This is a genomic window from Halalkalibacter urbisdiaboli (assembly GCF_002156385.1).
GTDB classification, from domain to species: Bacteria; Bacillota; Bacilli; order Bacillales; family Bacillaceae_D; genus Halalkalibacter_A; species Halalkalibacter_A urbisdiaboli.
Window position 1 is genome coordinate 393,583 of the sequence record NZ_MVJM01000001.1, and the last position, 26,952, is coordinate 420,534.

Genomic DNA, 26,952 nt, shown 5'->3' on the forward strand with positions numbered 1-26,952 from the left:
ATGCGACATCATATACAAACAAAGGTGTCCCAAATTCCTTTGCAAGCTGTACTGTGTCAACCCCACCAATTTCTAAATGTCCACTACTATTTATTCTGCTTGTTCCATGCATAAACATGTTGATCTCTCCTTTATTTTCCCTAACTCGCTGGTGGCGGTCACCTGCCGCCGCGCATAGTTCGCGCGGCTATACAAACCTTTACAACATGAGCCTCCCTCTGGTCGGCTGCCGCCACGCATAGTTCGCGCGGCTATACAAACCTTTACAACATGAGCCTCCCTCTGGTCGGCTGCCGCCGCGCATAGTTCGCGCGGCTATACAAAAAGCAGCTAATGTTGTTACACTAGCTGCTGTAAATTCGCACAAGAGTAACCTCGATAGAATAGTCCTCCACTGACACAATCAGTGACAGTCCGTTGCTTGTTCAGCAACGACCCAGCGATGCTGTTCATTGGCATTCACATACATGCTTCGGCAAATTGACCTTTCCACTTAGCTCATCACTACCAAACGCTCCCATAAGTGTACTCATTCGCTTTGCGCCTCTACCCCATATATTATGAGGATAAAATAAAATTGTCGATATTAACTTTAACATAATCAGGATAATGCTTCAACCCTAACTCTCCTCCTATTCCCTTCCTATTCAATCCAAATAAAAGATTGTTCCAAAAGGGTGATTTTTCCTTTTGAAACAATCTCGAAAACATTACTCATTTGTACCTGACCTTTGCTTAACCGGATCTTGAGGATTGACAATGCTTGGTCTCCAGCGCATCGACGGCACAGTCGAACGAATAAGAATCTGCCAAATAGCAGGAGGATCAAATGGTAAAAATGGCCATAAATATGGCTTGTTAAAGGCTTTAATTGATACAAGTAATAAGAAAAAGATCGTTGTGCCGATAATAAAGCCAGGAGCTTTAAATATTACAACAAGAATGAGTAGCATCATTCTTGCCACCCGTAAACCAACGCCAAGCTCATAACTTGGTGTCGCAAACATACCGATCGCACCTAGAGCTACATATAGAATAACCTCTGGGGTGAAATAACCAACTTGGATGGCGATTTCCCCGATGAGTAATGCAGCAACTAAACCTAGTGCTGTCGCTAGCGGAGAAGGAGTATGAATAGCAGCCATTCTTAATAATTCAATCCCTAATTCCGCAAAAACAATTTGTAAAAAAATAGGAATGTTATTTGTTTCCTGTGGCCCAATAAAGTCTAATCCAGCTGGTAGTATTGTCGGCTGTATGACTAATAATAACCAAAAAGGTAAAATAAATAGTGAAAATAAAATACCAATAAACCTTGTCCACCGCACAAACGTTCCAATTGCAGGTGCTTGACGATATTCCTCTGCATGCTGAACATGATGGAAAATGGTTGTTGGTGCAATAATGACACTTGGCGAAGTATCAACCATGATAAGAATATGCCCCTCTAATAAATGAGTAGCAGCAACATCTGGTCGTTCCGTATAGCGAACAAGAGGAAAAGGGTTGACACCTTGCTTCACAATATATTCCTCAACAATTTTATCGGCCATTGTTAAACCGTCTATATTAATATCCTCAAGCTCTTTTTTGATAATTTTAACAAGGTCTGGATCCGCTATTCCATCAATATAGGATAGACAAATATCAGTTTTGGAACGTTCACCGACCTGCATAATTTCATGTCGTAGACGCTCATCGCGAATTCGTCTTCGAGTGAGAGCCGTGTTTAAAATAATATTTTCTGTATAACCATCACGTGCCCCACGGACAACTCGCTCTGTATCAGGCTCTTCCGGACCACGCCCAGGGTAACTACGAACATCAATAACAAATGCCTCATCTTCACCTTCAACTAAAATAAAGACAAGCCCAGATAACATCTTTGTGATTGCATCATCCATATTATCCGTCGTCTCAACCTGGACATGGGTTAGATGATTATGAATAGCTTTTTTAACATCAGCTGTTTTTCTTCCTCTGGCGTCTAAATCCATTAGTTCCTTTAACAGCTCAATAATATACTGAATGTCACATAACCCGTTTACAAAGTAAATTTGAATTTCTTTGTCAAGTATTGAAAGTTTACGAACACCAACATCAAAGGACGTACCAAAACCGACCCGTTGTTTTATCAATTCCTCGTTCGCTTTAATATCCTGAGAAAACGGTGTTTTATTTTTTGCTTTACTCATGATATCCGCTCCGTTCTAAGATAATTTCCACGGCTTTTTTTGTTATCGGTGCGCCTTTTTCTACGGTATCCAGTCCTGCCATTTTTCCAATATCACCTACACCGACAATAACTGGGATGTTAAGTTCATCCAAAACGTAAACCGTATCTCCATTTATTCTGCCTATTTCCAAATCAGCTAAACCATCTTTGTCGACTCCAAATTCTGTTAAATGCCCATAACGGTCTAGACTGATATCTACTTTTGTCCACTCACTTGAATGAGTAGCGGATGCTACAGCAATTGCCCCTAATACGTCAATCTCTGGATGAGTAGCAACATATCGCATTGCTGCTTCACCAGGCCCTTCATTACGAAATCCACAATCATCGAACATCACAAGGACTGGGTCATGAGGAGTCTTTTGAATGTGTGAGACAATCTCCTCACCCGTTAGCACGGTCGGATTTCCCCATGATTGAGTAATACAGCGTCCACCAATTTCTTTTGCTGCTTGTTCAACGGCTTTACACGCAGATTCATCCCCATCGGTGATGAGAATCACTCTTCGTTTCGTTCTCACCTTTTTCACCCCTTTGGTTTAAAAAACAATGCCACAAGAAAGCTAAATAAAATTGCTGAAGATATCCCTACTGAAGTGACTTCGAATACACCCATTCCAACTCCTAAAAATCCGAAACGTTCACCCTCTGCCATTGCCCCATGAACGAGAGCATGACCAAAACTCGTAATCGGAACCGTTGCACCAGCACCTGCAAAATCAATTAACCGATCATATAAGTGAAAACCATCTAGTAATGCGCCTGCAACAACGAGCGTACTTAACGTGTGAGTTGGTGAAAGCTTGGCAATATCTAGTAACAGTTGTCCGAAGATACAAATGATCCCTCCAACGACAAATGCAATCACATACTCCATTATTAAACCTCCGTTTCTAAGGAAACAGCATGGGCAATACAAGGTATTGATTCTTTTTGCTGAATCATTAATGGACTAAGTAGGGCACCTGTTGCAACAACAAGAAGTCTTTTAATATTGCCACGGTTCATTTCTTTAAGCAGATGACCGTAAGTAACAACAGCAGCGCAGGCTGGACCACTCCCACCAGCAAAAACTGGTTGATCAGGAGAATAGATCATCACCCCACAATCATCGTAATTATCATTTAACTGAATACCTTTTTCTTGTAGCAGCTTTCGTAAAATCCCACTTCCTACACGAGATAAATCTCCCGTAACAATGTAATCATAATAGCTTGCATCTCTTTTCGTTTCTCTTAAATGAGCCTGGATCGTTTGTGCGGCAGCTGGAGCCATTGCCGCTCCCATATCAAAAGGATTCATGATCCCCATATCAACCACTTTTCCAATCGTTGCTTCTTTTACCCTAATTGCTGAGGAGTTACTGCCAATTAAAACAGCTCCCGCTCCGGTAACTGTAAATGTAGATGTTTCAGGACGCTGGCCTCCGAATTCAGTTGGATAGCGAAATTGTCTTTCCGCCGTTGAATGGTGACTACTAGTTGCAGCAAGAACGAGTTCCCCGTAACCTCCATCAATAAGCATAGAGCCAACTGCTAACGTTTCCATAGACGTAGCACATGCAGAAAACATGCCAAGAAACGGCGTATCCAACGTTCTTGCAACATAGTTGGAAGTGACCGTCTGATTGAGTAAATCACCAGCTAAAAAAAAATCGACATCACTTATATTGCGATTTTTCTTTTCCAAGCAAATATCGATAGACTCCTTAAGCAATTTCCGTTCAGCTAGCTCCCAGTTATCTTCTCCACAGTAAAGATTGTTATACTTACGGTCAAAGCAATCACGAAGTGGCCCTTCTGCCTCAGTCGGCCCAACGACGGTGCCTGTTGCTTGGACATAGACTGAATTCGTAAAGCTCCACGTTTGTTTTCCTAATCGCTTCACAGTAAGCCCCCCTTATTGTATAAGCATTTTAATTAAGAGCCTCGTTAAACTAACTAGGTATGCTGAAAGAACGCCAAATGCGATAACTGCACCTGTTAATTTAAACATGTTTGCCCCAATACCAAAAACGAGACCTTCACTGCGATGCTCGAGAGCAGCACTTGTCATAGCATTAGAAAATCCCGTCACTGGAACAAGAGATCCTGCCCCAGCAAACTGTCCAAGCCGATCATAAACACCAAACCCTGTCAAAAGCGCTGCAACTAAAATCAGTGTTGCAATGGTAGGACTCATTGCTTCCTTTTGCGTCATTGGAAAGTATGTGATATAAACATTGCTAATAAACTGACCAAGTGCACAAATGGATCCGCCAACGATGAATGCTTTAAAGCAGTTTTTAATGACGTGACGTTTTGGTTGATAGAGCCCTATGTTTTTTTGATATTGCTTCTGTTCATCTGTTAGCACAACCTGTCCTCCTTAATCTACAAAATAAATCCAATGAAACAAGGAGCCGATCACTTTTCCTAATACGATAGCCATTAATAATACAATGATTCTATCTACAATCCCTAATCGTTTCGCTAAAATCGGAAGGACGTTTAATACTTCCGTTAATGCTGCCGCTAGCATTCCTACAAATACCCCAGCTGCTAGTCCAACTGGAATCGCGAAAAGCGGAGACATTCCTAGATTAAACTCATAAAAGCTAAACCAGGTTCCGGCTTGAGCACCGATAATAACCGCCCATTCATACGCATGAATATATTTCCCTGTTCGAGTAAGCTGTGTTAATCTCGGAACAACACCGAGCATAGTTAAAAAAGCAACAAAGCCACTTCCAACAGCCAAGCCGCCCCCAAGCCCAATAACGATGACAGCAACGGATTCAATCACCATCTAATTTCTTTATACTCTCCTTGTTTTCATGGAGACTAACGTATTGATCGAGATTTTGTTGATAATTAAACATTTCTAGCTCTAATGGGCTTGGCTCTTCATTAATTCTTTTCCTAAATAAATGGTTAAAAAATATAATCATTCCTAAGCCGAGGCCGATCGAATACGGTATTTGCAAAAGTAGCGGTTTTGCTATTTCATTTCCAGTAATTAATTGAAAGATTCGAATTTGCACTTCTCGCATACTAACATCTTCATGAAAGTTCATCAGTGCCAATCCAGCTCCAATAAATAGAAGGAACCAAACAAACGCCACAAAAACTGGTCCCATTCGATGTTTTTTCATGTCAACTTGAATGATTGTTTGTGGCGGTCCTATCGTCTGAATATCAAGGTTTGGATGCATCTTACGAATAACAGAGATAACCTTCATCACATCAATGATAATGACATTGTGATCCTCTGTTGTGATTTGGTGAAGAGGGACCTTTGTTACGCGAGCAAGTAAACTGTCATGTGCAATAACCTGCGCAACATCGCCAATTGTAATGCGCTGCTCGTTTTTGGCCGTCACACGATGTCTCATTCGAACATACATTACCTCGTCTGGCACCCTATATCCCACCTTTCAGGAGTCTCATTTATACGTAATAGTATGGATGATCTTGGCGAATATCATTCATCGCCATTCGACCACCACTATAATAAGAAAGGACTACCCAAATGGCCGATTTCTCGACGTATTGAGTAGCCCCTTTTGCTGCATTTAACCGAAAATATGGCTAATATAAAGCATAATTAGTAGCCCGATAATAAACGAATAGGTTGATTCACGTTCAAAGCCATGACCATGACTTTCAGGAATTAATTCTTTATAAACGATAAATACCATAGCTCCTGCTGCAAACGCTAGACCGTATCCTATAAGTGGCTGAACAAAGCTTGCTGCAAAAAAGCCAATAAGAGCTGCCAGAACCTCAACAAACGCTGTAAGGGTTACAATTAATAACGCTTTTCCCTTTCTTACCTTCGAATTTAGTAGAAAGACTGCTAAGATTAATCCTTCAGGCATATTTTGAGCCCCAATTGCAATCGCGACAATTGGACCTAAGCTTTCGTTTTGACTTGCATAACTAAACCCCATACTCATGCCTTCAGGAATATTATGTATAAAGAGTGCGATGATCACTAATAATGATTTCGAATCAAAATAAGCAATACCTGATTCATTTTCAACATCAATATGAGGGATATTTTTTTCAATTAAATCTAAAATAACAACACCAATTATTAAACCAATTGTTAACACAATTAATCCTGACTCTTCTAATGCTTGCGGCATTAAACCAAAGGTTGATGCCGAAACCATAATACCAGCTGTGAATGCGACTAGAATATCCTTCCACTTTTCAGATAATTGTTTTACAAAAAAGAGCGGTACTGCTCCTAAAACGGTTGCCATCGCAGCTAAAAAACTACCATACAGTGCCTCTGTCATTGTCATTACTCCCTTTTTATCTAGCCCACCAAGAGACTTCTAGTTGCTATTATTTCATTTATATTTATTATATAGGATTGAAAATAGTTTAAATTGTCCGTAAAGTCAATCATTATTTTATTATTATGTATGCATTCCTCTCATTATGCGCCGTTAAAATTACTTCACATCATCAAAAAAAACAGTTCAGGCATGCCTGAACTGTTTTCCACAGGGGTCATTATTGATCTCCCATTTCCTGTTTCATTTGTTCGAGAATCTTTTTCTCAAGTCTTGATACTTGAACCTGGGAAATCCCTAGTCTTGCTGCTACCTCGGACTGTGTTTGATCTTTATAGTATCGTAAGTAGACAATCAATCGTTCACGCTCATCTAAGTCACGAATGGCTTCCTTTAACGCAATTTTGTCGAACCATTTCGTTTCTGTTTGATCAGCAATTTGATCTAGAAGTGTGATTGGATCTCCATCATTTTCATATACTGTTTCATGAATAGATGAGAGGGACCGACTTGCTTCACCAGCAAATACAACCTCCTCTGGTGTAATGTCTAGCTGTTCAGCAATTTCATTAATAGTTGGAACACGTCCTAATGTTTTCGTCAAATCATCCTTCATTTTCCGAATCTTATTGCTTAGCTCTTTAATAGAACGGCTAACCTTTACCGTACCGTCATCACGGAGAAAACGTTGAATTTCCCCGATAATCATCGGTACCGCATATGTTGAAAATTTGACATCATAGCTTAGATCAAATTTATCAACAGATTTTATCAGTCCGATACAACCGATTTGAAATAAATCATCAGCTTCATAGCCTCGATTCATAAAACGTTGAACGACAGACCAAACTAGACGTGTATTCTTGTTCACGATTAAATCTCTCGCCTCGACATCTCCCGCCTGACTTCTCGCAATCAATTCCTTTACTTCACGATCTGAAAAATGGGCTTCCTTCTTCTGTTTCCCTTGCTTTCCTTGTTTTACCTCGACATCCATAGGCAAAACTCCTTAATTACAAATCGCTTTGCTATTTGTAAGGTGTTTTTTTAAATACACCGTCGTCCCAATCATCGGTTCAGAGATGACTTTGATCTCATCCATGAAATTTTCCATAATCGTAAAGCCCATTCCCGAACGTTCGAGCTCAGGTTTTGTCGTAAACAGAGGTTGGCGAGCCTCATCAATATCGGAAATTCCCATTCCTTCATCACGAATCGTTAATTCGATCATTCCTTGATCAAGCGTTACATGAATATAGACCATTCCATCAGGTTGATTATGATACCCATGAATAATCGCATTCGTTACAGCTTCGGAGACAACGGTTTTGATTTCTGTCATTTCATCCATCGTAGGATCAAGTTGAGCTATAAATGCCCCAACTGTTACACGAGCAAAAGACTCATTTTGACTTTGTGCTGAAAATTTAAGATCCATCACATTTTGCATAGATTATGCCACCCCCAACGTTTGCAGAGCAAATTGTTCACTTTCTTCCAAACGAATAATTTTGAACAATCCCGACATTTCAAATAATCGTTTCACAGCAGGCGAAATTGCACAAACGACCATTTCGCCCCCATTTCCTTTTATCTGCTTATATCTTCCTAAAATAACACCAAGACCAGAACTGTCCATAAATGATAGCTGCTCTAGATTTAGTAAGATATGTTTGATGTCGGCATCTGCAAGTTGAGCCTCAACCTGTCCTCTTAATTCTTCGGCTGTGTGATGGTCTAGCTCGCCTTCTAAACGAACGAGCAATACACTACCTTTTCGCTCTAAATCGATGAGTAAACTCACTATCTTCACTCCCTCTAGGTCGTATTACAGGTATCCCTGCTATTTCTTGATAGAGAGAGTTTCGCTTTCTTTTTATCCAATCCCTTCTCGATGACAAAACTAGTGTCTATTCGTAAAATGTTGTGCTTATTCGCCTTCTGAGGCACCAAATTTCGCGAGTGCGCGTTTAAATAGCTTCCACCAAGAAGCACTATAAACATCTTCTCCAGCGACAAGTGGCGTTTCACTTAGTACATTATTTTCTTGTTCAATAAATAACGTACCGATTCGATCACCTTTTTTTATTGGCGCTTTTAAATGATCATCGATCTCAAGTCTTTCGACAACATCATCAATTTTGACACCTTTTTTCGTTAATATTGATACAGATTCAGCTGTTACTACAGGAATCTTATCTTTATCACCTTTACTTACTTTCACATCAGCCAATGCATAGTCACGATCATATAGCTTATGTGTCATAAATTGACTAAATGAATAATCAAGCATGCTTGTAATTTGCGCATTCCGTTCCTTCGGTGTAGGCGCACCCATAATGACAGAAATCACACGCATACCATTTTTCTCTGCGGTCGCCGTTAAACAATACATCGCTTCACGTGTAAATCCTGTCTTTAAACCATCTACCCCCGGGTAAAATTTAACAAGCTTATTTGTATTTACTAACCAAAATTTGTTATCCGTATCAGCACGAAGATAGTCCTCATAAATACCTGTATATTTTGTTATATCTTCATACTTTAATAATTCCTTGGATATCATCGCTAAATCATATGCAGTTGTGTAATGATTTTCCGCGGGCAACCCATTCGAATTCATGAAATTTGTATTTTCTAATCCTAACTCTTTTGCCTTTTCATTCATCATCGCTACAAATTCATCTTCCGTTCCCGCGATATGCTCGGCCATTGCGACAGATGCATCATTCCCAGACGCTACCGCAATTGCTTTTAACATATCCGAAACCGACATCTCTTCACCAGGCTCTAAAAAGATTTGAGAACCTCCCATTGATGCTGCATATTCACTTGTTCTCACCATATCATCATATTTTATTGAACCTTTATCAATCGCCTCCATGATTAGAAGCATTGTCATAATTTTGGTCATACTTGCTGGTGGGAGCTTTTCATGACTGTTTTTTTCAAATAATAACTCCCCCGTGTCTCGTTCAATAACAATTGCTGAAGATGCGTTTTCCGCTAATTTCACTTTTTTCTCTTCAGTAGCATTAGCAAATGGTGAAGCATAACTAAAAATTAGTAGTACAGCTAGTAAACTGGATAGGACTTTCCTCATCTCCATCCGACCTCCATCTCATTATCAAAGTCGTTCCTAAGGACGTAATTGAAACGTCACCTAAGTATGCTACCTACCAGTTTTACCATGTATTTCTTTTTTATACATACCTTGCACGAAGAATGTAAGCAATACTCATTCAGACTTTTTCTTTCACTTAAACATTATAAAAAAGAGTACTACAGGGCTATAAACCTTTGTAGTACTCCACTATCATCAATTATTCGCTAATTCTATAAGCATGTACACCATCGATAAACAGAGAAAAAAGAAAAAAACATGCTCTATCACACTCCCGGTTTTCGTATAAAGTGGAAGTCGAACCTTTAATTTCAATGGATAAAACATTTGAATGCCTCTTGCAGTTGCAGCATCTAATAATAAATGACTAATAAGACCAATAAATAATCCATCTCTTATCATCATCGCATTAGGTAACAGCAAATGTACCAATAAGAGAATAATGCCAATAAACAAAATGCTGTGTGTAAATGTTCTATGTCCAAACACGAGCGAAATAATCGTTGATAATAAAGGTACTTTCCGTCCCATTTTTGATTTCCGATGACATATATCAGGCAATAATGCACCGGCAACCCCAGCAAAATAAAATAACGGGCTAGCCTGTGACACTATAACAGTGTCAACGAACAGGCAAGCTGACAGTCCTCCTACAATATGCGTTTTACCAGTCATCCCTTCAGCTCCTCCGCTACAATTCGTTAATCATACCATAGCGAGGACTAAAAGAAACGTCAAACTATTAGTTCATTAACAATTTTACTGTTTTACACAAAAAGTGCCAAAAGGTTAAAAAACAACCTTTTGGCACAGCCTCTTCTAATTCTACTATTAACGTGTAAAGGCTGCTGGTACACCACCATCAACTGTAATCATACAACCAGTTGTACGGTCTGATTTATCTGATGCGAAGAAAGCAATTGACTCCGCAATATCAGCTGGATAAATGTTCACAAGAAGCGTTGTACGCTTACGGTAATGCTCTTCAAGCTGATCTGGGTCAATACCATAAGCTGCGGCACGCTCTTCACGCCATCTTGAACCCCAAATCGCAGAACCTTGTAAAACCGCATCTGGAAGAACAGAGTTAACACGGATTCCAAACTCTCCACCCTCTGCTGCGATACATCTTGCAAGATGTGTTTCCATCGCTTTAACAGAGCTATATGCGGATGCATTTTTCCCAGCATAAACGGAGTTTTTCGAACCGATGAAGACCATGCTTCCACCGATTGCTTGATCTTTCATTTGTTTGAATGCTTCACGAGCAACTAAAAAATAACCTGTTCCTAGAACGTTCATGTTTAAGTTCCACTCATCAAGCGATGTTTCATCGAATGGACTAGATGTAGCAAGCCCTGCATTGTTAACTATGATATCAACGCCACCGTAAGTTAATGCTGTTTTAGCATAAGCCGCTTGAACCATGTCTTCTTTCGTTACGTCCATTTTAACAGCTAGGGCACGTCCTTCGCCGTATTCATCGTTAATTTCAGCAGCTACTTTTTCTGCCCCTTCAAGGTTTAAGTCTGCTAACACCACATGAGCACCTTCGTCAACGAGGCGACGAGCTGTTGCACTACCGATACCACCAGCACCACCTGTGATAAAGGCTACCTTTCTAGAAAATTCCGCTTCAGCTGGAGCCAACGATAGTTTGTAAAGCTCTAATGGCCAGTACTCAATTTGGTATGATTCGTTTTCATTTAATGATACGAACTCTCCAAGAGCCGTTGAACCTTTCATAACAGCAATTGCACGATGGTAAAGAGCTCCACTTACATTTGCCATCACAAGGTTTTTACCGGAGTTTACCATACCGAGACCCGGAATTAAGATAACACGAGGAGCTGGCTCAAACATTACATCGCCCTCAGTTTTGTTGCGGTCAAAGTAAGCTTTGTACTCTTCTTTAAAGCCTTCAATACCTGCTTTAATCTTTTCGATTAATGTATCCACATCTTCATCTTGCGGATTCCAATCAATATACAATGGAACACGTTTTGTATGAACTAAGTGGTCAGGGCAAGCAGCACCTACTTGTGAGAGCTTCGGAGCGTCTTGGCTATTTACAAACTCTAATACATCATCTGCATCATCATATGTTAAGAGCATTTTCTTTTCATCGCTCACGGCACCACGGATAACCGGCATCACTTTTGCTAGAACATTTTTACGCTCTTCCTCAGAAAGTGACTGATACTTTTGACCAGCAAAAATCTTGTTTTCTTCTTGTTTAGCTGCGATATATTCAGCAGCTTCATTAATGACAGAAATCGTTTTGTCATAGCTTTCTTTCGCTGTTTCTCCCCAAACGACTAATCCGTGTTTTTCCATTAAAACTAACTCTGCGTTCGGATTGTTTTGAACGCCCTCTGCAATCATTTTTGAAAGGGTAAACCCAGGGCGTACATACGGTACCCAAACAAAACGATCACCAAAAATTTCTTTTGCTAATTCTTTCCCGTTATCCGCACAGCACAGACTAATAATTGCATCAGGATGAGTATGATCGACATGCTTGAATGGTAGGAAGGCATGCAATAATGTTTCAATAGATGCTCTAGGATGCTTGCTATCAATCATACAATGACCTAGATAAGCAACCATCTCTTCATCAGGCATTTCATCACGCTCAATTAATGGACGAATATCCTCAAGGTTTAAACCAGTGAAGTTCTTTGCTCCCATCGTTGCTAAGTCCGAGCCACTTCCTTTCACCCACATAACTTCGATATCACGACCTCTAAAGTCTTTCTCAATCGTTTTCATTGACGTGTTACCGCCACCCCAGTTACACACAGCACGGTCTGAACCAATTAAATTTGAACGATACACTAATTCATCTAAACCTGGATTTAACTTACTAGCCTCTGAATCAACCCATAGATTTTTAACCATATTAACCTCCACTTTTGTGTTTTATTGTTTGTTTATACTATATCATATACCCGTTTATTTTTGTTATTTTATTTTTATTTTTGTTTATGAACGTTTTGATAATACATCTTCTTCATATTGTTTAACATCTTCTAACCAATTTTCTTGAGTAGGAACACCCAGCTTCTCACAATAGTAGTTCCAAATGGCTCCAAATGGGTACGTTTTAAACTCTTCTATTAACGCTAGTCTTTCAGTAAAGTTTCCTTCTTCCTGAAGCTGCTTCAAGTACTCATTTGGTGTGAGCATCGCGTACAATAATGCTTTAATCATATTCCGTGTTCCGATTGTCCACGCAGCAATGCGATTAATACTAGCATCAAAGAAATCAAGTCCAATCATGACGCGATCAAGAGCATCATTGCGGACAATTTCAAGTGCAATTTCTCGTAATTCATCATCTAATGTAACAACGTGGTCACTATCCCAACGTACTGGTCTTGATACATGTAGTGCTAGTTTTTCACTGAATAAAAGCATAGATGAGATTTTGTTTGAAACCATTTCAGTAGGGTGATAGTGTCCTGTATCTAGTAAGCATAATTTATTATTTTGGAGAGCATAGCTTAAATAAAATTCGTGTGAACCAACAACATAAGCTTCAGAACCAATTCCAAATAGCTTACTTTCTACTGCATCAATGTTATAGTTTTCGTCTACATCTACGCTGAAAATCTCATCTAATGAGTCTTTTAATCGTTTTCTCGGTGTTAAACGGTCACTCGGTACATCTTTGTATCCATCCGGAATCCAAATGTTCGTTAAACAAGGATTGTTTAATTCTTTCCCGAAATACGCACCAATCTTACGGCTAGCAATACAATGGTCAATCCAATATTGACGAATGTCTGCATCTGGGTGTGACAACGTTAAACCATCCGCTGCTTTTTCATGAGAGAATAGCGTTGGATTAAAATCTAAGCCAAGTCCGTTCTTTTTTGCCCATTCCACCCATTTTTCAAAATGTTTTGGTTCTAGCTGGTCACGCTCAACGACTTCTCCATTTGTTTCAGCATAAATGGCATGTAAGTTTACCTTATGCTTTCCTGGAATAAGGGAGAGCGCCTTTTCTAAATCGCTACGAAGCTCATCAGGTGTACGAGCCTTTCCTTGGTAGTTGCCTGTTACATCAATCCCACCTGATAACTCACTTTGATTAACTTCGAATCCACCTACATCATCACCTTGCCAGCAATGAACGGAGATCGCTACTTTTTCTAGCTTTTCAAGAACTTCTTCTACATTAATTCCCCATTTTTCATACTGTTTTTTCGCAGCTTCATATTGTGTCATCATTTATCCCTCTTCCTTATTTTGATGTATATGTTCTAACCTCAAATGACTGTTTAATAATACTTCTAGCCTCATGAATGCTCTCAATTTCACCTAATGTCATTAATTGAACAGCTAGATTACCAATTGCCGTTGCTTCAACAGGCCCGGCAAACACTTCCTTTTGCGTGACATTTGCGATTAATTGATTTAATAACTCATTTTGACAACCACCGCCGATAACGTGTATCGTTTTAAATTCCCGTTCAAAGATGTCTTCAATCTCATGAACTGCTTGTTGATAACTAACAGCTAAACTATCAAACACACATTTAGCGACTTCACCTGGTGTTATTGGAACTTGCTGATGTGTTTCCCTGCAATAATCTTGAATGGCAGAAATCATGTTCTCGGGAAGGAGAAACCGTTCATCATCAACATTTACTGTTGCCTTAAACTCTTGAACATCTCGACTTAAATCAACGAGCTCTGCAAATGAATACTTATCATTGTAGTTTCGTTTTACCTCCTGAATCATCCAAAGCCCCATGATATTTTTTAAGAAGCGGTAACGGTAATCAACGCCTCCCTCATTCGTAAAGTTATAATCCAATGCTTTTGTGACACAAATCGGAAAATGATTTTCAACACCAATGAGAGACCATGTACCTGAGCTAATATAAATCGTTTCATCTAAGGCCGGAACAGCAACAACCGCAGATCCGGTATCATGCGTCGCCGGTAATACAACGTCCATATCACAACCGAATTCTGCAACTAATTCCTCTCTTAATGAACCAACCACCGTTTGTGGTGGATGGATGTCCTGAAACATCTCGGTTTGAATGCCTAATTTCGTTAAAATATCGTGATCCCATTTTTTCGTAAATGCACTTACGAGCTGTGTTGATGTCGCGTTTGTATACTCATTTACCTTTTTTCCAGTTAATAAATAATTGAGATAATCAGGAATCATCAAAAACGTTTTAGCTTTTTCCAGTACTTCAGGCTGAGTTTCCTTTAAAGAATATAGCTGGTAAATCGTATTAAATTTTTGAAACTGAATCCCAGTTTCTAAATACAGTCGTTCTTTCATAATGGTTTGAAAGACTTTTTCCATCATGCCATCTGTTCTCGAATCACGGTAAGCAACGGCATCGGTTAGCAACTTATCGTTTTCATCAAGTAACACAAAATCAACCGCCCACGTATCTATCCCGATACTGCTAGGTTTAATTCCCTCTGCTAGGCATTTTTTAATCCCTGTCTTGATTTCCGAAAATAACAGATCAACTTCCCAGCAAAAGTGCTCCCCTTTTTGAACTATTTTATTTTTAAAGCGGTGCACTTCTCTAAGTTTCATTTGATTCTTTTCCATATGACCTAAAATCAAACGACCACTAGAGGCACCAATATCAACAGCTAAACTATACGTTGTCACGTTATCACCTCTTATCGTAAACGCTTTCTTATATCGTAACGAAAAATCAACCATCCTCCTATATCGCCATTTACATTTTTTTTGTCCTTATTTGCAATCGAATCAGCGCCAGCTGATTCGATTAAGCAATGAGCGAAGCCCCTGCTTGCTTTTAATCCCCTTCAAGCTCTCTTCTTGTAGGGGCGCGCAGGGCGCGGAGCCATTGCCTTCTATGATTATTCCCTCAAGGCTTTTTGAATCAGATAGCGAAGCCCCTGCTTGCTCTCTAACGTTTAATATAAAAAAGAAGATAAAACAAGAAAATACGCTTGTTTTATCTTCTCTTATAACTGTTTCCAATTCTCTCGATACTTCTTAGGTGTCTGTCCGTACTTTTCCTTGAAAATACGATAAAAGTAACTAATATTATCATAGCCCACTTGTTCTACAATCGCTGATATGGCGACTTCACTCGATTCCAATAATTCTTTCGCCTTCAATAGCCGTCGTTCTTGTAATAGTTCTTTGAATGTATGGTTCGTTGCACTTTTTATAATTTTACTTAGCAAATAATGAGGTTGGTTTACGTTTTTGGCTAACTCGTATAACGAAGCTTCTTGATAATTTGAGTGAATATATTTTAAAGATTCAATGACAAGCATATGTTTTAATGACTGAGTTTTGGTTTGTTCTACTTTATCGGAATGCTTAATTAATTCAACTACTAGAAGACCCATATAAAGTTTAATCGTTGATTCAGACATGAAAGAGGAATGCATGATTTCCTCAATTATTTTATGAATGAGTTCCTGAATACTCTCAACCTCTGAAATTTTAAAATATAAAAACTGACCATCATGAGTATGATTATATAAACTATTGACTAAGAAATTGCTGACTCTATTTTCTGTGTTTAAAAATGAAAACACAAACTCGAAAAATTTTGGTTGAATAATAAAATTAATAACGATATCGTCTTCTTCACAAGCCTCAATTTCATGTTCAATATGCTGGTTTAGAAAGAGTAACTCACCTTTTTTGAGATGTAACTTTTCTCCTCCAACGGTTTGATGCAATCCCCCGTTAAATACATAATTCAATTCAATATAATTATGCTTGTGCTTTGGAAAAGCAATAAATCTTGTATGTTTGCGAACCATAATCATTGTATCTGGATTTAGAAATTTCTCACTTTCAATGATAAAATCCGACTGGCTCGTATACGTATCCTTTGTAATCGTTTTGTTTGAGCGCAAGATTTCTTGTTCTTCTTCTGTCAGCTCTAGTAATTCCGACAATAAACCCTCTACACTCATCTTCTCACCTCAGTGCGATCACGTTTTTATTAGTATAACATAGAAAAAGAGGATGTCTTCAATACGAGACACCCCCTTAAAAAATTACGATGCAAGAACCTCATGAACGAGTTCATGCGCCTTACGATTTGTAAGATTTTTCTTGATTAACCTTACCTTTCTTTCAAGCAAATATTTACGAAACTCTTGACTCATTTCTGAACCAACTAAATATATTTCTTGCCAACGTTGCTGGTCGGCCCTTTTCTCAATAAGAGAGGCTAGCTCCTTTAACCAGCGGTGCTGATTCGCCTCAACACGTTGGTCAAATTGGTCACGATGGTTGGCACCAGAAGCGATTCGTTCTGTTGCAGCAACACCTTCATATTGCTTCCAATCTTCGTTTTCAATATCCCTATCATATGAGTATTCAGAGATGACTTCACCTAACTTTGTTTCCACTATGCCCATGTACATTTTTTGAATCACGATTATACCCGTTAAAGGATATTTCTCAGTTAAGCTTTTTAGTTGCTCAAGCATAGGTTCCTCTTCCCAATAAAATTCATTTTCAACTGGAACCTGAAGCTTTTCCAAACGCCACTCTTGCTTTGTACCGATAAACACTAAGCTTTTTGATAACTGAGTTTGCAGATCTTCAATTGATTTCATCGCCTGTTTCTTCAGCTTTTTGAAAGTAGGAAGAGCATCAGCTTCACTTGCCTCTATATACTCTTCTAGTTTATTTAATCCATTTTTCAACCGAATTTTCCATTCTCCTTTACACTGATCGTTACTAGATTGGTCCGTATTTAAATAAATGGTTAAGCATCCTCTTTCACCATTCTTACTTTTCATTTGTTGGAGTTCCTTCATATTCAACATACTTGTCCTCCTTTGAATTGTTAGAATGATTTTTCTCTCTGTAGGATGTATAACCTTATTCTTATTCTATTAAACTTCTAAATGGTCGTAGGTGTCCAATCAATTAATGCTCCATAAAATCGATGTGTATAATGATAGAGTCCATCTTTTTCTTTTATATAAGGGAGAAGTGCTTTTTCTACTTTTTGGCTTTCAATTTGATTGTCGACAAATTTCACTTTATTTTTCTCAATTAATTCTTCGCGTGAAGAAAATGTATATGTTTTTACAAGTGGAACCATCTGACAGTTTGCATAAATGCCTAATTCATATAACAAGTGAAAAAGATGCACATAATCACGCTTCGGATAATTCAGCCTACATCCATATTCTCGCTCTAAATCAACATAATGAGGGCGCATTGGAGCCGTCGTCATCCCAATAATGGCCTTTCTCGTTGCCGTCTCATTCATCCGTTTTAAAGCCTTTTTAATTTCGAACATCCGGTAAAAGCAATTAATCCCCACAACAACATCCACTTTTTCTTCGTTATCATAATCCTCCCATTTCGATTGAATAAAAGAGAGAGATTGATCGTTTTGTTCACTGATTGTTTGTAAAAAGCGAATGCAGCTTTCTGAAGGCTCTACACACGTAATGCTCTTCGCTTTGTTCGCAAGTGCAAACGTATAGTTCCCCCAACCTGGACCTATTTCTAACACAGAATCTGTGCTCTTTATATACGACATTAAATGGTTTGCTAATTGATGCGCGTAGTCATCAACCGGTTGCTCGAATGATTTCTTCGTTAAATGACGCTTCCAAAATTCCTCTTCCTCGTTGTCATTAAGCATTCGACTAGGAATTCTTCCATGAGCATCTTTCATTCCTTCTTGCCATATTTCCTCCATCGACCATTCACGAGTAATCATGATACAACTCCCTTATTCTTGATTAACAATAACGAAAGGGTGTCAAAAAGACTTGCTCCTTCCGACACCCTTTCAACTTATTAAAGGTCATTTTCCCACCACTTTAATTGTTCCCTTAACCCAACAACATCGCCTACAATGATGATTGCTGGATTTTTTAATTGTTGTTCTTCCATCACTTGCACAATTGTACCAAGTGTTCCAACCGCGACTCGCTGCTTTTCCGTCGTTCCCCACTCAATAACAGCAGTAGGCGTTTCAGGTGCTTTCCCATGCTCGACTAGTTTTGTGGCAATAATCGGTAAATTTTTAATGCCCATATAAAAAACTAAAGAATCTATCGAATCAGCAAGTCCTTGCCAACGTGTATCTGTCATATCCGTCCCGAGAGCATGTCCCGTTATGCAAGCAAATGAAGTGCTATGCTCGCGATGTGTAATGGGAATTCCCGCATAGAGAGGAGCAGCGATTCCAGCCGTAATACCTGGAATCATTTCATAAGGAATGCCATGTTTTTTACAAAAATCAGCTTCCTCCCCAACTCGACCAAATACGGCGGGATCACCGCCTTTTAAACGAACAACGTTTTTCCCTTCCTTTGCCTTTTCAATGAGTACAGCATTAATTTCATCCTGCGTTAATGTGTGATGGTCAGGAAGCTTACCACAAAATATCGTTTCTACATCCACTTTTGCATGTTTTATCAATTCTGGATTGGCTAATCTGTCATAGACGATGCAATCAGCTTCTTGTAAACATTCTAATCCCCGCATGGTTATAAGCTTTGGGTCACCGGGACCTGCTCCAACAAAATAGACTATACCCTGTTTACTCATGAGATGGTCCTCCGTTACTTTGTACTTGATGTTAATCGTTCTTGCTGATACTCTTGGCATGCATGAATCCAATTTTGTGCTACATCAGGATTTGAACCAAAATGAAGATGTGTGTAACCCGCTACTAGCTGATTTTTATAAAAGCCTTCTTCTTTTACACCACGTAAGCCCTTTGTTTCGTAAATCGCCGATTGCTTTCCAACATATTCAGCCATAGAATAATGAAATTCATGACCACGAATCGCTTCACCCTTTTTTAGTAAAAAGGTGTCTTCAAGCAATGTAACGTCTCGATAGCCAAGAGCTGCACGTTTCTTTTGCATGGCAACATTCATCGGAATCACCCCAGCCATAGTGAATGAACCTTCCTCCGAATTCCGAAGCTGCTCACCAAGATACATGTAGCCTCCACATTCAGCTAACGTTGGCATTCCGTCAGCAAGTTTCTCACGAATGTCTTTCTTCAACTGTTCATTGGCAGCTAGTTCCTTAGCAAACTCCTCCGGAAAGCCGCCGCCTATATAGAGTCCATCACACTGTGGTAACCCATCTCCGTTCAAAGGGCTAAAAAAGACGAGTTCTGCTCCTGCTTGACGCAGCAATGTAAAGTTTTCTTCGTAATAAAAGTTAAACGCCGAATCATAAGCGACCGCAATTTTTACCGAAGCCGGCTTTGGCTTTTGCGTGAAGCTTGCCGTTTTGTACGTTAGCTCAGGTGCTGTTCGTGCAAGTTGTTTAATTGCTTCTAAATCAACCTGCTTCGTAAACACATCGGCTAATTCGTCAAAAAATGATTGATGTTCCCCGCGTTCCAATGCTGGAATTAACCCTAAATGCCGCGAAGGAATACTCGGTACATCCCCTTTTTTCAAAAAACCGATGACTGGTATATCGCATTCTTGTTCAATCGCTTGCTTACATAAATCTGCATGACGCTCACTTCCAGCTTGATTCAGCATGACACCTGCAATATTCACATTTGGGTTCAACTGCTGATACCCTTTCACAATCGCTGCCGCACTTCTTGACATACTAGCAATATTAACAGCTAGAAGCACGGGAGCTTCTAGCAGCATACTAATTTCCGCTGTACTACCATTATCACTTAAAGGTGACTTTCCATCGTAAAGTCCCATAACTCCTTCTATCAATGAGAAATCAGCACCTTGGCTAGCATCAACAAAAATATCATTTACCCAATCGGCAGATAACATCCAACTATCTAAATTCCGTGATTTTCGTTTCGTTAAGGTTGAATGATAGCTAGGATCAATATAATCCGGCCCACATTTAAAGCCTTGAATCGTATGTCCCTGCTTTAAAAGAGCAGCCATTAAACCTAGTGTAATCGTCGTTTTTCCTACACCACTATTCGTTCCAGCAATTACCATTCTCGCTTGCATCTTTCTCACCTCGCTTCTACATTTCGCATTGAAATAGACACGGTCACATTGCCACTCTTTTTCTTTTCAACTAATAATTCAGTCGTATTTGCAGTACGAAGAGAGGCCGGTTCACTTACGCCGTAAGCACCTGTATATTTAAAAACTGTATCAGAAGGATTTGGGAAAGAAACCTCGTTTAATTGCTCTGGGGAGTAGTAAATGAAATCCCAGCCATGCTTTTCACAAACAGCCAAAAGCCCTTTTTCATCCTTTTTTAAATCAATCGTACTTACACTATGTACCGAAAGAGGAGAAAGTCGCTCTTCTGCTAACGTTTCTAATATGACCGTTTCAATTTCTTCTGCGCTCGTTCCACGGTTGCAGCCGACTCCGAGACAAATTGTTTTCGGACGATATAAAACACCCTTTGTGCGAAGAAGTGTCATCCATTCTTCAGATAGCACGCGATCACTAATCACGAGAGCTGCATTAAATTGATGCTGGCTAGCCTCTTCAATTGAATTAATCACGTTGAATGTTTTTGGTAATGGTTTATCATGCTTCCACCACGTTTTTTCACCTGCTTCTTGAACGATTAATACCGGCTCCTCATTCACAACTGCTGCACTTACAGGAGTAACCGCTTGGTCATCTTCAAGTGTCCAACCAAATTCACGGCCGAAAATATCAACTGGGATCGTTTTTTGCACGTCAGACGCCGTCGTAATAACTGGCGTTGCTCCCATCAAATCGGCAAGCTTCGCCGTTAATTCATTCGCACCGCCGACATGACCTGATAATGCGCTAATCACAAATTGACCACGGTCGTCTATGACCACAACAGCAGGGTCGACTTTTTTTCCTTTTAAAATTGGCGCCACCATGCGAATGACGGCACCTAGTGAAATGACCATGACGATGCCATCATATTTTTCAAATAATGCAGGTAACTGTAAGCGAACAGAACCTTCAAACGTCGTAAAACCATTTTCAGCTTCATCACCATATGCATGCTTGCTCATATAATATACATCAGCAGTAGGAACCTGCTGATGTATATTGCGAACCATTTCTGTTCCATGCTTTGTTATCGCAACAAGTGCAATGTTATCCATTGACTGGCTCCCCTTTTCGATAGCCGTGTGTAAATGTTTTATCATAAAGCTTCGATTCGTATTTTCCTTCTTCGTCAAGCAATTCTGGATTCGCAGCCTTACTAATAATCACCATCGCCTGTTTACGAATACCCGCTTTTCGCATTTCCTCATCGACCGTACCAAGTGTTGCACGAACAACCTTTTGATCTGGCCATGTTGCTTTATAGACAACAACAACAGCGTCTGACTCCTTCCAGCCCGCTTCTAAACACTCACGAACGACCTTTTTCATTAACGTCGCACTTAAAAACAGAGCCATTGACGCTTGATGCTTCGCCAAATCAACAAGCTTTTCACCGTCAGGCATCGGGGTACGACCTTCTGCTCTCGTTAAAATGACCGTTTGAGTTAATTCAGGAATCGTTAATTCAATTCCTGCAGCAGCCGCTGATGCAAAAACAGAGCTAACGCCTGGAATGATTTCGTAGCCGATGTTCAATTTTTTTAAATACGTCATTTGTTCAAAAATTGCACCATAAACAGCAGGATCACCTGTATGAACACGAGCAACGCTTTTTCCGTTCTTGATTTCTTCATGTATAACGTCAATGATTTCTTCAAGATTCATTCCTGCTGTTTTTAGTACCTTCGCATCCGGCTTTGCTTGTTCAATTAATTCAGGATTCACTAATGAATCAGTATAAAGAACAACATCCGCTTGCTGTAAAATTCGTAAACCTTTTACAGTAATTAAATCAGGATCCCCTGGTCCAGCACCAACAATGTATACTTTATTTTCAAGCATTCAATTTCGCTCCCTTCCGAACGAGCATTAGCGTTAAGTATTCAAGCTCGGCTGTCTTTAATTCGTTTACGTTTCTCCAAATATATTCTTCAGATGAGGTTACCTTCGTAACAACAGCTGCACTATTGACAAGATTTAATTCTTCTAGAAGTTCAATCATCATTGGTAAAACTTTTGCGACTTTAATAAAGACCATCCCATCATGATCAAGCAATGCTTTTCTCATTTGCTCACGGTCGTCCGTTGCAGGAATAATCGCCATCCAATCATCACCATCTGCTAAAGGTACATTCAATTGAGAGGCTGCACCATTAATCGATGAAATGCCTGGAATTGACTTCACCTCTACTTCCGGATGTGCCGCCGCCATCGTGCGCTGTAAATGAATAAACGTACTATAAAGCATCGGATCACCTTCTGTTACAAAGGCAACATCCTTTCCTGCCTGAACTTTTTCAAATACGTCCTCAGTAATTTGCGCCCACTGTTCTTCTAACACATCTTGATCTTTTGTCATCGGAAACACTAACCCAAGCATATCCTTTTCCGTCGGCTCAACGAATGACTCAATAATTTGATAAGCGTAGCTTTTACTACCACGTCTTTTTTTTGGGTAAGCAATTACGTCTGCTTCCTTTAACATGCGATAAGCTTTTAATGTAATTAATTCAGGATCTCCTGGTCCGACCCCTACTCCATACACGATACCAAGACTCATTGGTTCGCCTCCTCTTTTTCTGCGCTTATAATATAAATCGGATTCAGTGCATCAAATCTCGTCATATGTAAAATCGGCTTGCTTCTTGAAAGCTGAGCTAATGTAATCTCGACTTTCATTCCAGCTTGCTTAAAGGCTTCTTGTGCGGATCCTAGCGTCTCGATCGTTACCGCATTTAATACGATTCGACCACTCTGTTTTAATCTTTTAGCACAAAGGTGGATAATGTCAGTCATTTCACCACCGGTTCCGCCGATAAAAACAGCATCCGGATCTGGCCATTCATCGAGATAATCTGGCGCTTTTCCGTGAACAGCTGTAAAATCAGTTCGAAATTGTTTCATATTTTCAAAGCAGTTTTCTAAATCTGCTTCATTTTTTTCTATCGCATAAATTTGCCCTTCCTTAGCAATCTTCGCTGCTTCAATTGAAACAGAGCCTGTGCATGTTCCGATATCCCAAACCGTACTCGTTTTCGTGAGCTTCATTGCTGCAATACTAAGGACACGAATTTCTTTTTTCGTGATTAAGCCTTTATCCGGCTTTCTTTGCTTAAATAGATGGTCATCTACACCAAGAGAATAGTGAGGAGAATCGCCTGTTCGTTTTAAAATGACGATATTAAGAGGATTGGATTCATAGCTTTTCAATTGTTCAAGCGTAAACCAGCCTGTTTTTTCGTTTTCTCCACCGAGAGCCTCTGCCACAAATGCCTCATATTCGTTCATATTGAACTCTAATAAATAACGAGCAATTTTTGCAGGGGTATGCTGCTCATCCGTTAATAAGCACACTTTATCAAGTCCATCTATCTTCTGAGCGAGCCCTTTCATCGTTCTCCCGTGAACACTAATAAACGTCGCATCATGCCAGCTTTCCTTCATTTTTGCAAACCCTTCTTGAATGGAGCTAAGCGAAGGATAGATTTCAATGTTTTCTAACTTACTAGCCAAATAGCGGCCGATTCCAAAGAATAGCGGGTCGCCCGATGCCAGTACTACGGTTTTTTTATCTGATTCTAAAAGACGATCAATCGTTTCCTTTAAACCACCTTTAAGTACGATTTTCTCACCTTGATAATCTGGAAATAGGGCGAGATTCCGCTCACCGCCTACTAGCCGTTCACTTCCTTCTATCCACTTTATGTATAAAGCAGGTAAGGCAGCGGGGCCTTGTTCACCGATGCCTACAACCTTTATTGCTTGTCCCATGTTACAGCCTCCCTACCGAGTAACTCTTTTTTCATCGACATAAGAATCGTTTCGATCGTCATGCCACCTCTTACTTCTTTTAATCCTTCCTCTGAAGCGTACTGACAAAGTCGTTCAAAAAATGGAGTGTAGCCATGCTCATACATGTTCGTTCCAACCTCGGAAGCTGTATTGGCACCAAGAATTTGCTCATGAAACTCTTCAGGCACTCCAGCTTGTTTTGCCACTTCTGCTAAAAACTCAAAGCTAACAGGTGCACTTTTTGAATGAACATTCATCACACCTTGTGCCACCTTCGAAAATTTCCCCATCATCCCAACCAGAGTCACTTTCTTCACTTTTTTCGCCTTACATTGCTTTAGTGTAAAGCCGACAAAATCACCCATTTCAATAAAGGCTTCTTCAGGTAGATCTGGAAACAGCTCCATCGCATACTTTTCACTTCTTCCACCAGTTGAACAGATAAGATGATCACAATTCCCTTGAACCGCAACAGAAATTGCTTGAGCAATACTTGCCCGAAAAGCAGCAGTCGAAAACGGCACAACGGTCCCTCTCGTTCCAAGAATCGAAATGCCGCCGATAATCCCAAGTCGAGCATTCAATGTCTTCTTCGCAATTTCCTCTCCATCCGGAACAGAAATGACAATTGATATTCCCCTTCTAGAACCAGCTTCCTCTAATACAGCTCCTGCCGTTTCAAGCAGCATCTTTCGAGGAACAGGATTAATTGCCGCTTCTCCAACCGCAACCGGAAGGCCCGGTTTTGTCACTCGTCCTACACCGATGCCGCCATCAAGCTGAATTCCTTCTTGACTACTCCATCTAACAGTTGAGATGATCCTTGCTCCATGAGTCGCATCGGGGTCGTCACCTGCATCTTTAATAATCGATACCTCAGCTTGATTCTCAGTAAACCGAACAGACTCCATCGTAAATGTTACAACATCACCATTTGGCAGCGTAATCGTCGCCGTATTAATTGGCTCCTGACGAATGAGGGATAGGAGGGCAGCCTTTGTTGCAGCTGTTGCATTAGAACCAGTCGTATAGCCATGACGCATATCCTTCGGGTCTTTTGTTTGTTTTTTCATCGCTTATCCTTGCTGCTGAGCAATAAGAGAGAGGGCATTAACAGCTGCAACTGTAACCGGACTTCCACCTTTACGACCGACATTTGTAATAAACGGAACATCTAGCTTAGCAAGCTCTTCCTTAGACTCAGCCGCAGAAATGAAGCCAACCGGCATACCAACAATTAATGCTGGCTTTGCTTCCCCAGTTTTGACAAGACGAATTAGTTCAAGTAAAGCGGTCGGTGCATTCCCAATTGCAAAAATTGAGCCATTTGCCTCTTTGACCGCTTTTCTTGTTGCAATAATTGCACGGGTCGTATTTAAACGCTTCGCTTCCTCCATAACATCTGGGTCTGAAATGTATACTTCAACACTTCCACCAAATGCCTCAATACGAGGTTTACTAACGCCACCTTGAATCATTTGCACATCTGCAATAACCTTTTTTCCAGCACGAATTGCTGCTACACCAGCACGAATCGCATCTGGATGAAACAATACACTACGACCTAATTCAAAATCCGCTGACGCATGAATAATCCGTTGGACAACTGGATATTGTTCAGCCGAAAAATGATGCTCCCCGAGCTCTTCTGTAATAACCTCAAAGCTTTTGCCTTCGATTTCTTGTGGTTGAACCGTTAATGGTTTAAATTCTGTTTGAAAATCCATTTATAATGCCTCCTTTAGCTTTTTAACTGTTTTGATAACAGCTTCTTTTGAATCAACAACATAACCTTCATGTTGCTTCGGACGTTCGATAACAACAACGTGAAGATGAAGCTCTTTAGCGGCTTCAATTTTATCGTCGACCGAGCCGATTTTGCCACTTTCCTTCGTGATGACAAGCGTGACTCCATATTGCTTATATAAAGCGACATTTAATTCTTTTGAAAAAGGTCCTTGCATTGCAACGATATTTCTTTGCTCAACACCAAGTTCGTCACAAAGCTCCATATTATCCTTACGTGGCAACATCCGGGCAATCATTCGAATATCCGGTAAGCCCAGTAATTTTTTTGCAAAGGTTGCTAATGTTTTACTACCAGTTGTAAGCATAACAACCCCTTTATGCTTTGCTGCAAACTCAGCAGCCTCCTTATACGAAGATACAAAAGTGATATTTTCATTTGTCTCAATCGCTGATGACTGACGCTCATAGCGAATATAAGGAATATTAGCCGCTTTTGTCGCTGAAACTGCATTTTTAGAAGCCTCCTCTGCAAACGGATGAGACGCATCAACAACAAACGCAGCCCCAATATCATGGAGAAGCTGACCCATATCCTCTGCCGTCAGTCGTCCAACTCGTGCTTCAATTCCTGCTTCTTCTAGACTCTTTGCGCCACTTTCTGTAACGACACTTGCTAATACTTGAAACCCTTCATCTTTTAAGGAAATGGCTACTTCCCTTGCATCACTTGTTCCCGCTAATACAAAAATCATCTCCTCTACC

28 protein-coding genes and 1 riboswitch are annotated in these 26,952 nt (G+C 40.0%); all 28 genes read right to left on the reverse strand.

Translation table 11 applies throughout. From position 1 onward, the window contains the following. Positions 1–376: 376 nt before the first annotated feature. A riboswitch (Lysine riboswitch) is annotated at positions 377–557 on the reverse strand. Between the two features lie 153 nt (positions 558–710). Beyond that, positions 711–2,195, reverse strand: a complete 1,485-nt coding sequence (locus tag B1R93_RS02010; RefSeq protein WP_088102316.1) for a spore germination protein — start codon at positions 2,193–2,195, stop codon at positions 711–713. Next, positions 2,188–2,757: a stage V sporulation protein SpoVABEA gene (gene spoVAEA / locus B1R93_RS02015; RefSeq protein WP_088102317.1), complete on the reverse strand. Its 570-nt coding sequence runs from the start codon at positions 2,755–2,757 to the stop codon at positions 2,188–2,190. The genes B1R93_RS02010 and spoVAEA overlap by 8 nt, the downstream gene beginning before the upstream one ends. 5 nt (positions 2,758–2,762) lie before the next feature. Next, entirely contained in the window at positions 2,763–3,113 is a 351-nt protein-coding gene (gene spoVAE / locus B1R93_RS02020; protein WP_088102318.1) for a stage V sporulation protein AE, read from the reverse strand. Between the two features lie 2 nt (positions 3,114–3,115). Then, entirely contained in the window at positions 3,116–4,123 is a 1,008-nt protein-coding gene (gene spoVAD, locus B1R93_RS02025; RefSeq protein ID WP_088102319.1) for a stage V sporulation protein AD, read from the reverse strand. A gap of 12 nt (positions 4,124–4,135) precedes the next feature. Continuing rightward, on the reverse strand, positions 4,136–4,591 hold the full coding sequence (gene spoVAC / locus B1R93_RS02030) for a stage V sporulation protein AC (protein ID WP_088102320.1): 456 nt from the start codon (positions 4,589–4,591) through the stop codon (positions 4,136–4,138). 12 nt (positions 4,592–4,603) lie between these two features. Further along, positions 4,604–5,023 carry a stage V sporulation protein AB gene (locus B1R93_RS02035; RefSeq protein ID WP_088102321.1) on the reverse strand — a complete coding sequence of 140 codons (420 nt, stop codon included), beginning with the start codon at positions 5,021–5,023 and terminating at the stop codon, positions 4,604–4,606. Further along, entirely contained in the window at positions 5,013–5,621 is a 609-nt protein-coding gene (locus B1R93_RS02040) for a stage V sporulation protein AA (RefSeq protein WP_088103368.1), read from the reverse strand. Before B1R93_RS02040 ends, B1R93_RS02035 begins: the two co-directional genes overlap by 11 nt. Positions 5,622–5,789: 168 nt before the next feature. After that, a complete protein-coding gene (locus B1R93_RS02045) occupies positions 5,790–6,521 on the reverse strand; it encodes a ZIP family metal transporter (protein WP_088102322.1) in 732 nt (243 codons plus the stop codon). Between the two features lie 220 nt (positions 6,522–6,741). Next, the gene (gene sigF / locus B1R93_RS02050) at positions 6,742–7,518 is read right to left on the reverse strand and encodes an RNA polymerase sporulation sigma factor SigF (RefSeq protein ID WP_088102323.1); all 777 of its coding nucleotides are present in this window, start codon (positions 7,516–7,518) and stop codon (positions 6,742–6,744) included. A gap of 12 nt (positions 7,519–7,530) precedes the next feature. Then, positions 7,531–7,971, reverse strand: a complete 441-nt coding sequence (gene spoIIAB / locus B1R93_RS02055) for an anti-sigma F factor (protein ID WP_088102324.1) — start codon at positions 7,969–7,971, stop codon at positions 7,531–7,533. A gap of 3 nt (positions 7,972–7,974) precedes the next feature. Next, complete coding sequence (spoIIAA, locus tag B1R93_RS02060) at positions 7,975–8,325, reverse strand: anti-sigma F factor antagonist (RefSeq protein WP_088102325.1); 351 nt, start codon at positions 8,323–8,325, stop codon at positions 7,975–7,977. 126 nt (positions 8,326–8,451) lie between these two features. Beyond that, entirely contained in the window at positions 8,452–9,624 is a 1,173-nt protein-coding gene (locus B1R93_RS02065) for a D-alanyl-D-alanine carboxypeptidase family protein (protein ID WP_088103369.1), read from the reverse strand. A 216-nt stretch (positions 9,625–9,840) separates the two neighbouring features. After that, positions 9,841–10,320, reverse strand: coding sequence for a metal-dependent hydrolase (locus B1R93_RS02070; protein WP_088102326.1), 480 nt, complete (start codon positions 10,318–10,320; stop codon positions 9,841–9,843). 156 nt (positions 10,321–10,476) lie between these two features. After that, positions 10,477–12,558 carry a bifunctional aldolase/short-chain dehydrogenase gene (locus B1R93_RS02075; protein WP_280949451.1) on the reverse strand — a complete coding sequence of 694 codons (2,082 nt, stop codon included), beginning with the start codon at positions 12,556–12,558 and terminating at the stop codon, positions 10,477–10,479. 72 nt (positions 12,559–12,630) lie between these two features. Further along, positions 12,631–13,878: an L-rhamnose isomerase gene (rhaA, locus tag B1R93_RS02080; RefSeq protein WP_088102328.1), complete on the reverse strand. Its 1,248-nt coding sequence runs from the start codon at positions 13,876–13,878 to the stop codon at positions 12,631–12,633. Positions 13,879–13,894: 16 nt separating this feature from the next. Continuing rightward, positions 13,895–15,352, reverse strand: coding sequence for a rhamnulokinase (rhaB, locus tag B1R93_RS02085; RefSeq protein WP_088102329.1), 1,458 nt, complete (start codon positions 15,350–15,352; stop codon positions 13,895–13,897). A gap of 269 nt (positions 15,353–15,621) precedes the next feature. Continuing rightward, complete coding sequence (locus B1R93_RS02095; protein WP_088102331.1) at positions 15,622–16,593, reverse strand: AraC family transcriptional regulator; 972 nt, start codon at positions 16,591–16,593, stop codon at positions 15,622–15,624. An 84-nt stretch (positions 16,594–16,677) separates the two neighbouring features. After that, positions 16,678–17,457, reverse strand: a complete 780-nt coding sequence (locus B1R93_RS02100) for a VLRF1 family aeRF1-type release factor (protein WP_088102332.1) — start codon at positions 17,455–17,457, stop codon at positions 16,678–16,680. A gap of 77 nt (positions 17,458–17,534) precedes the next feature. Continuing rightward, positions 17,535–18,368: a class I SAM-dependent methyltransferase gene (locus B1R93_RS02105; protein ID WP_088102333.1), complete on the reverse strand. Its 834-nt coding sequence runs from the start codon at positions 18,366–18,368 to the stop codon at positions 17,535–17,537. Between the two features lie 80 nt (positions 18,369–18,448). Continuing rightward, the gene (cobA, locus tag B1R93_RS02110) at positions 18,449–19,204 is read right to left on the reverse strand and encodes a uroporphyrinogen-III C-methyltransferase (RefSeq protein ID WP_088102334.1); all 756 of its coding nucleotides are present in this window, start codon (positions 19,202–19,204) and stop codon (positions 18,449–18,451) included. Between the two features lie 14 nt (positions 19,205–19,218). After that, a complete protein-coding gene (locus B1R93_RS02115; RefSeq protein WP_088102335.1) occupies positions 19,219–20,607 on the reverse strand; it encodes a cobyrinic acid a,c-diamide synthase CobB in 1,389 nt (462 codons plus the stop codon). A 5-nt stretch (positions 20,608–20,612) separates the two neighbouring features. After that, the gene (locus B1R93_RS02120) at positions 20,613–21,704 is read right to left on the reverse strand and encodes a cobalt-precorrin 5A hydrolase (protein ID WP_088102336.1); all 1,092 of its coding nucleotides are present in this window, start codon (positions 21,702–21,704) and stop codon (positions 20,613–20,615) included. Beyond that, positions 21,697–22,491, reverse strand: coding sequence for a precorrin-4 C(11)-methyltransferase (cobM, locus tag B1R93_RS02125; protein ID WP_088102337.1), 795 nt, complete (start codon positions 22,489–22,491; stop codon positions 21,697–21,699). Before cobM ends, B1R93_RS02120 begins: the two co-directional genes overlap by 8 nt. After that, complete coding sequence (gene cobI, locus B1R93_RS02130) at positions 22,484–23,209, reverse strand: precorrin-2 C(20)-methyltransferase (RefSeq protein ID WP_088102338.1); 726 nt, start codon at positions 23,207–23,209, stop codon at positions 22,484–22,486. The genes cobM and cobI overlap by 8 nt, the downstream gene beginning before the upstream one ends. Beyond that, positions 23,206–24,420: a precorrin-6y C5,15-methyltransferase (decarboxylating) subunit CbiE gene (cbiE, locus tag B1R93_RS02135; protein ID WP_088102339.1), complete on the reverse strand. Its 1,215-nt coding sequence runs from the start codon at positions 24,418–24,420 to the stop codon at positions 23,206–23,208. Before cbiE ends, cobI begins: the two co-directional genes overlap by 4 nt. Next, positions 24,405–25,514, reverse strand: coding sequence for a cobalt-precorrin-5B (C(1))-methyltransferase (locus B1R93_RS02140; RefSeq protein WP_088102340.1), 1,110 nt, complete (start codon positions 25,512–25,514; stop codon positions 24,405–24,407). Before B1R93_RS02140 ends, cbiE begins: the two co-directional genes overlap by 16 nt. 3 nt (positions 25,515–25,517) lie before the next feature. Continuing rightward, positions 25,518–26,168, reverse strand: coding sequence for a precorrin-8X methylmutase (locus tag B1R93_RS02145; RefSeq protein WP_088102341.1), 651 nt, complete (start codon positions 26,166–26,168; stop codon positions 25,518–25,520). After that, entirely contained in the window at positions 26,169–26,942 is a 774-nt protein-coding gene (cobK, locus tag B1R93_RS02150) for a precorrin-6A reductase (protein ID WP_088102342.1), read from the reverse strand. Positions 26,943–26,952: the final 10 nt, after the last annotated feature.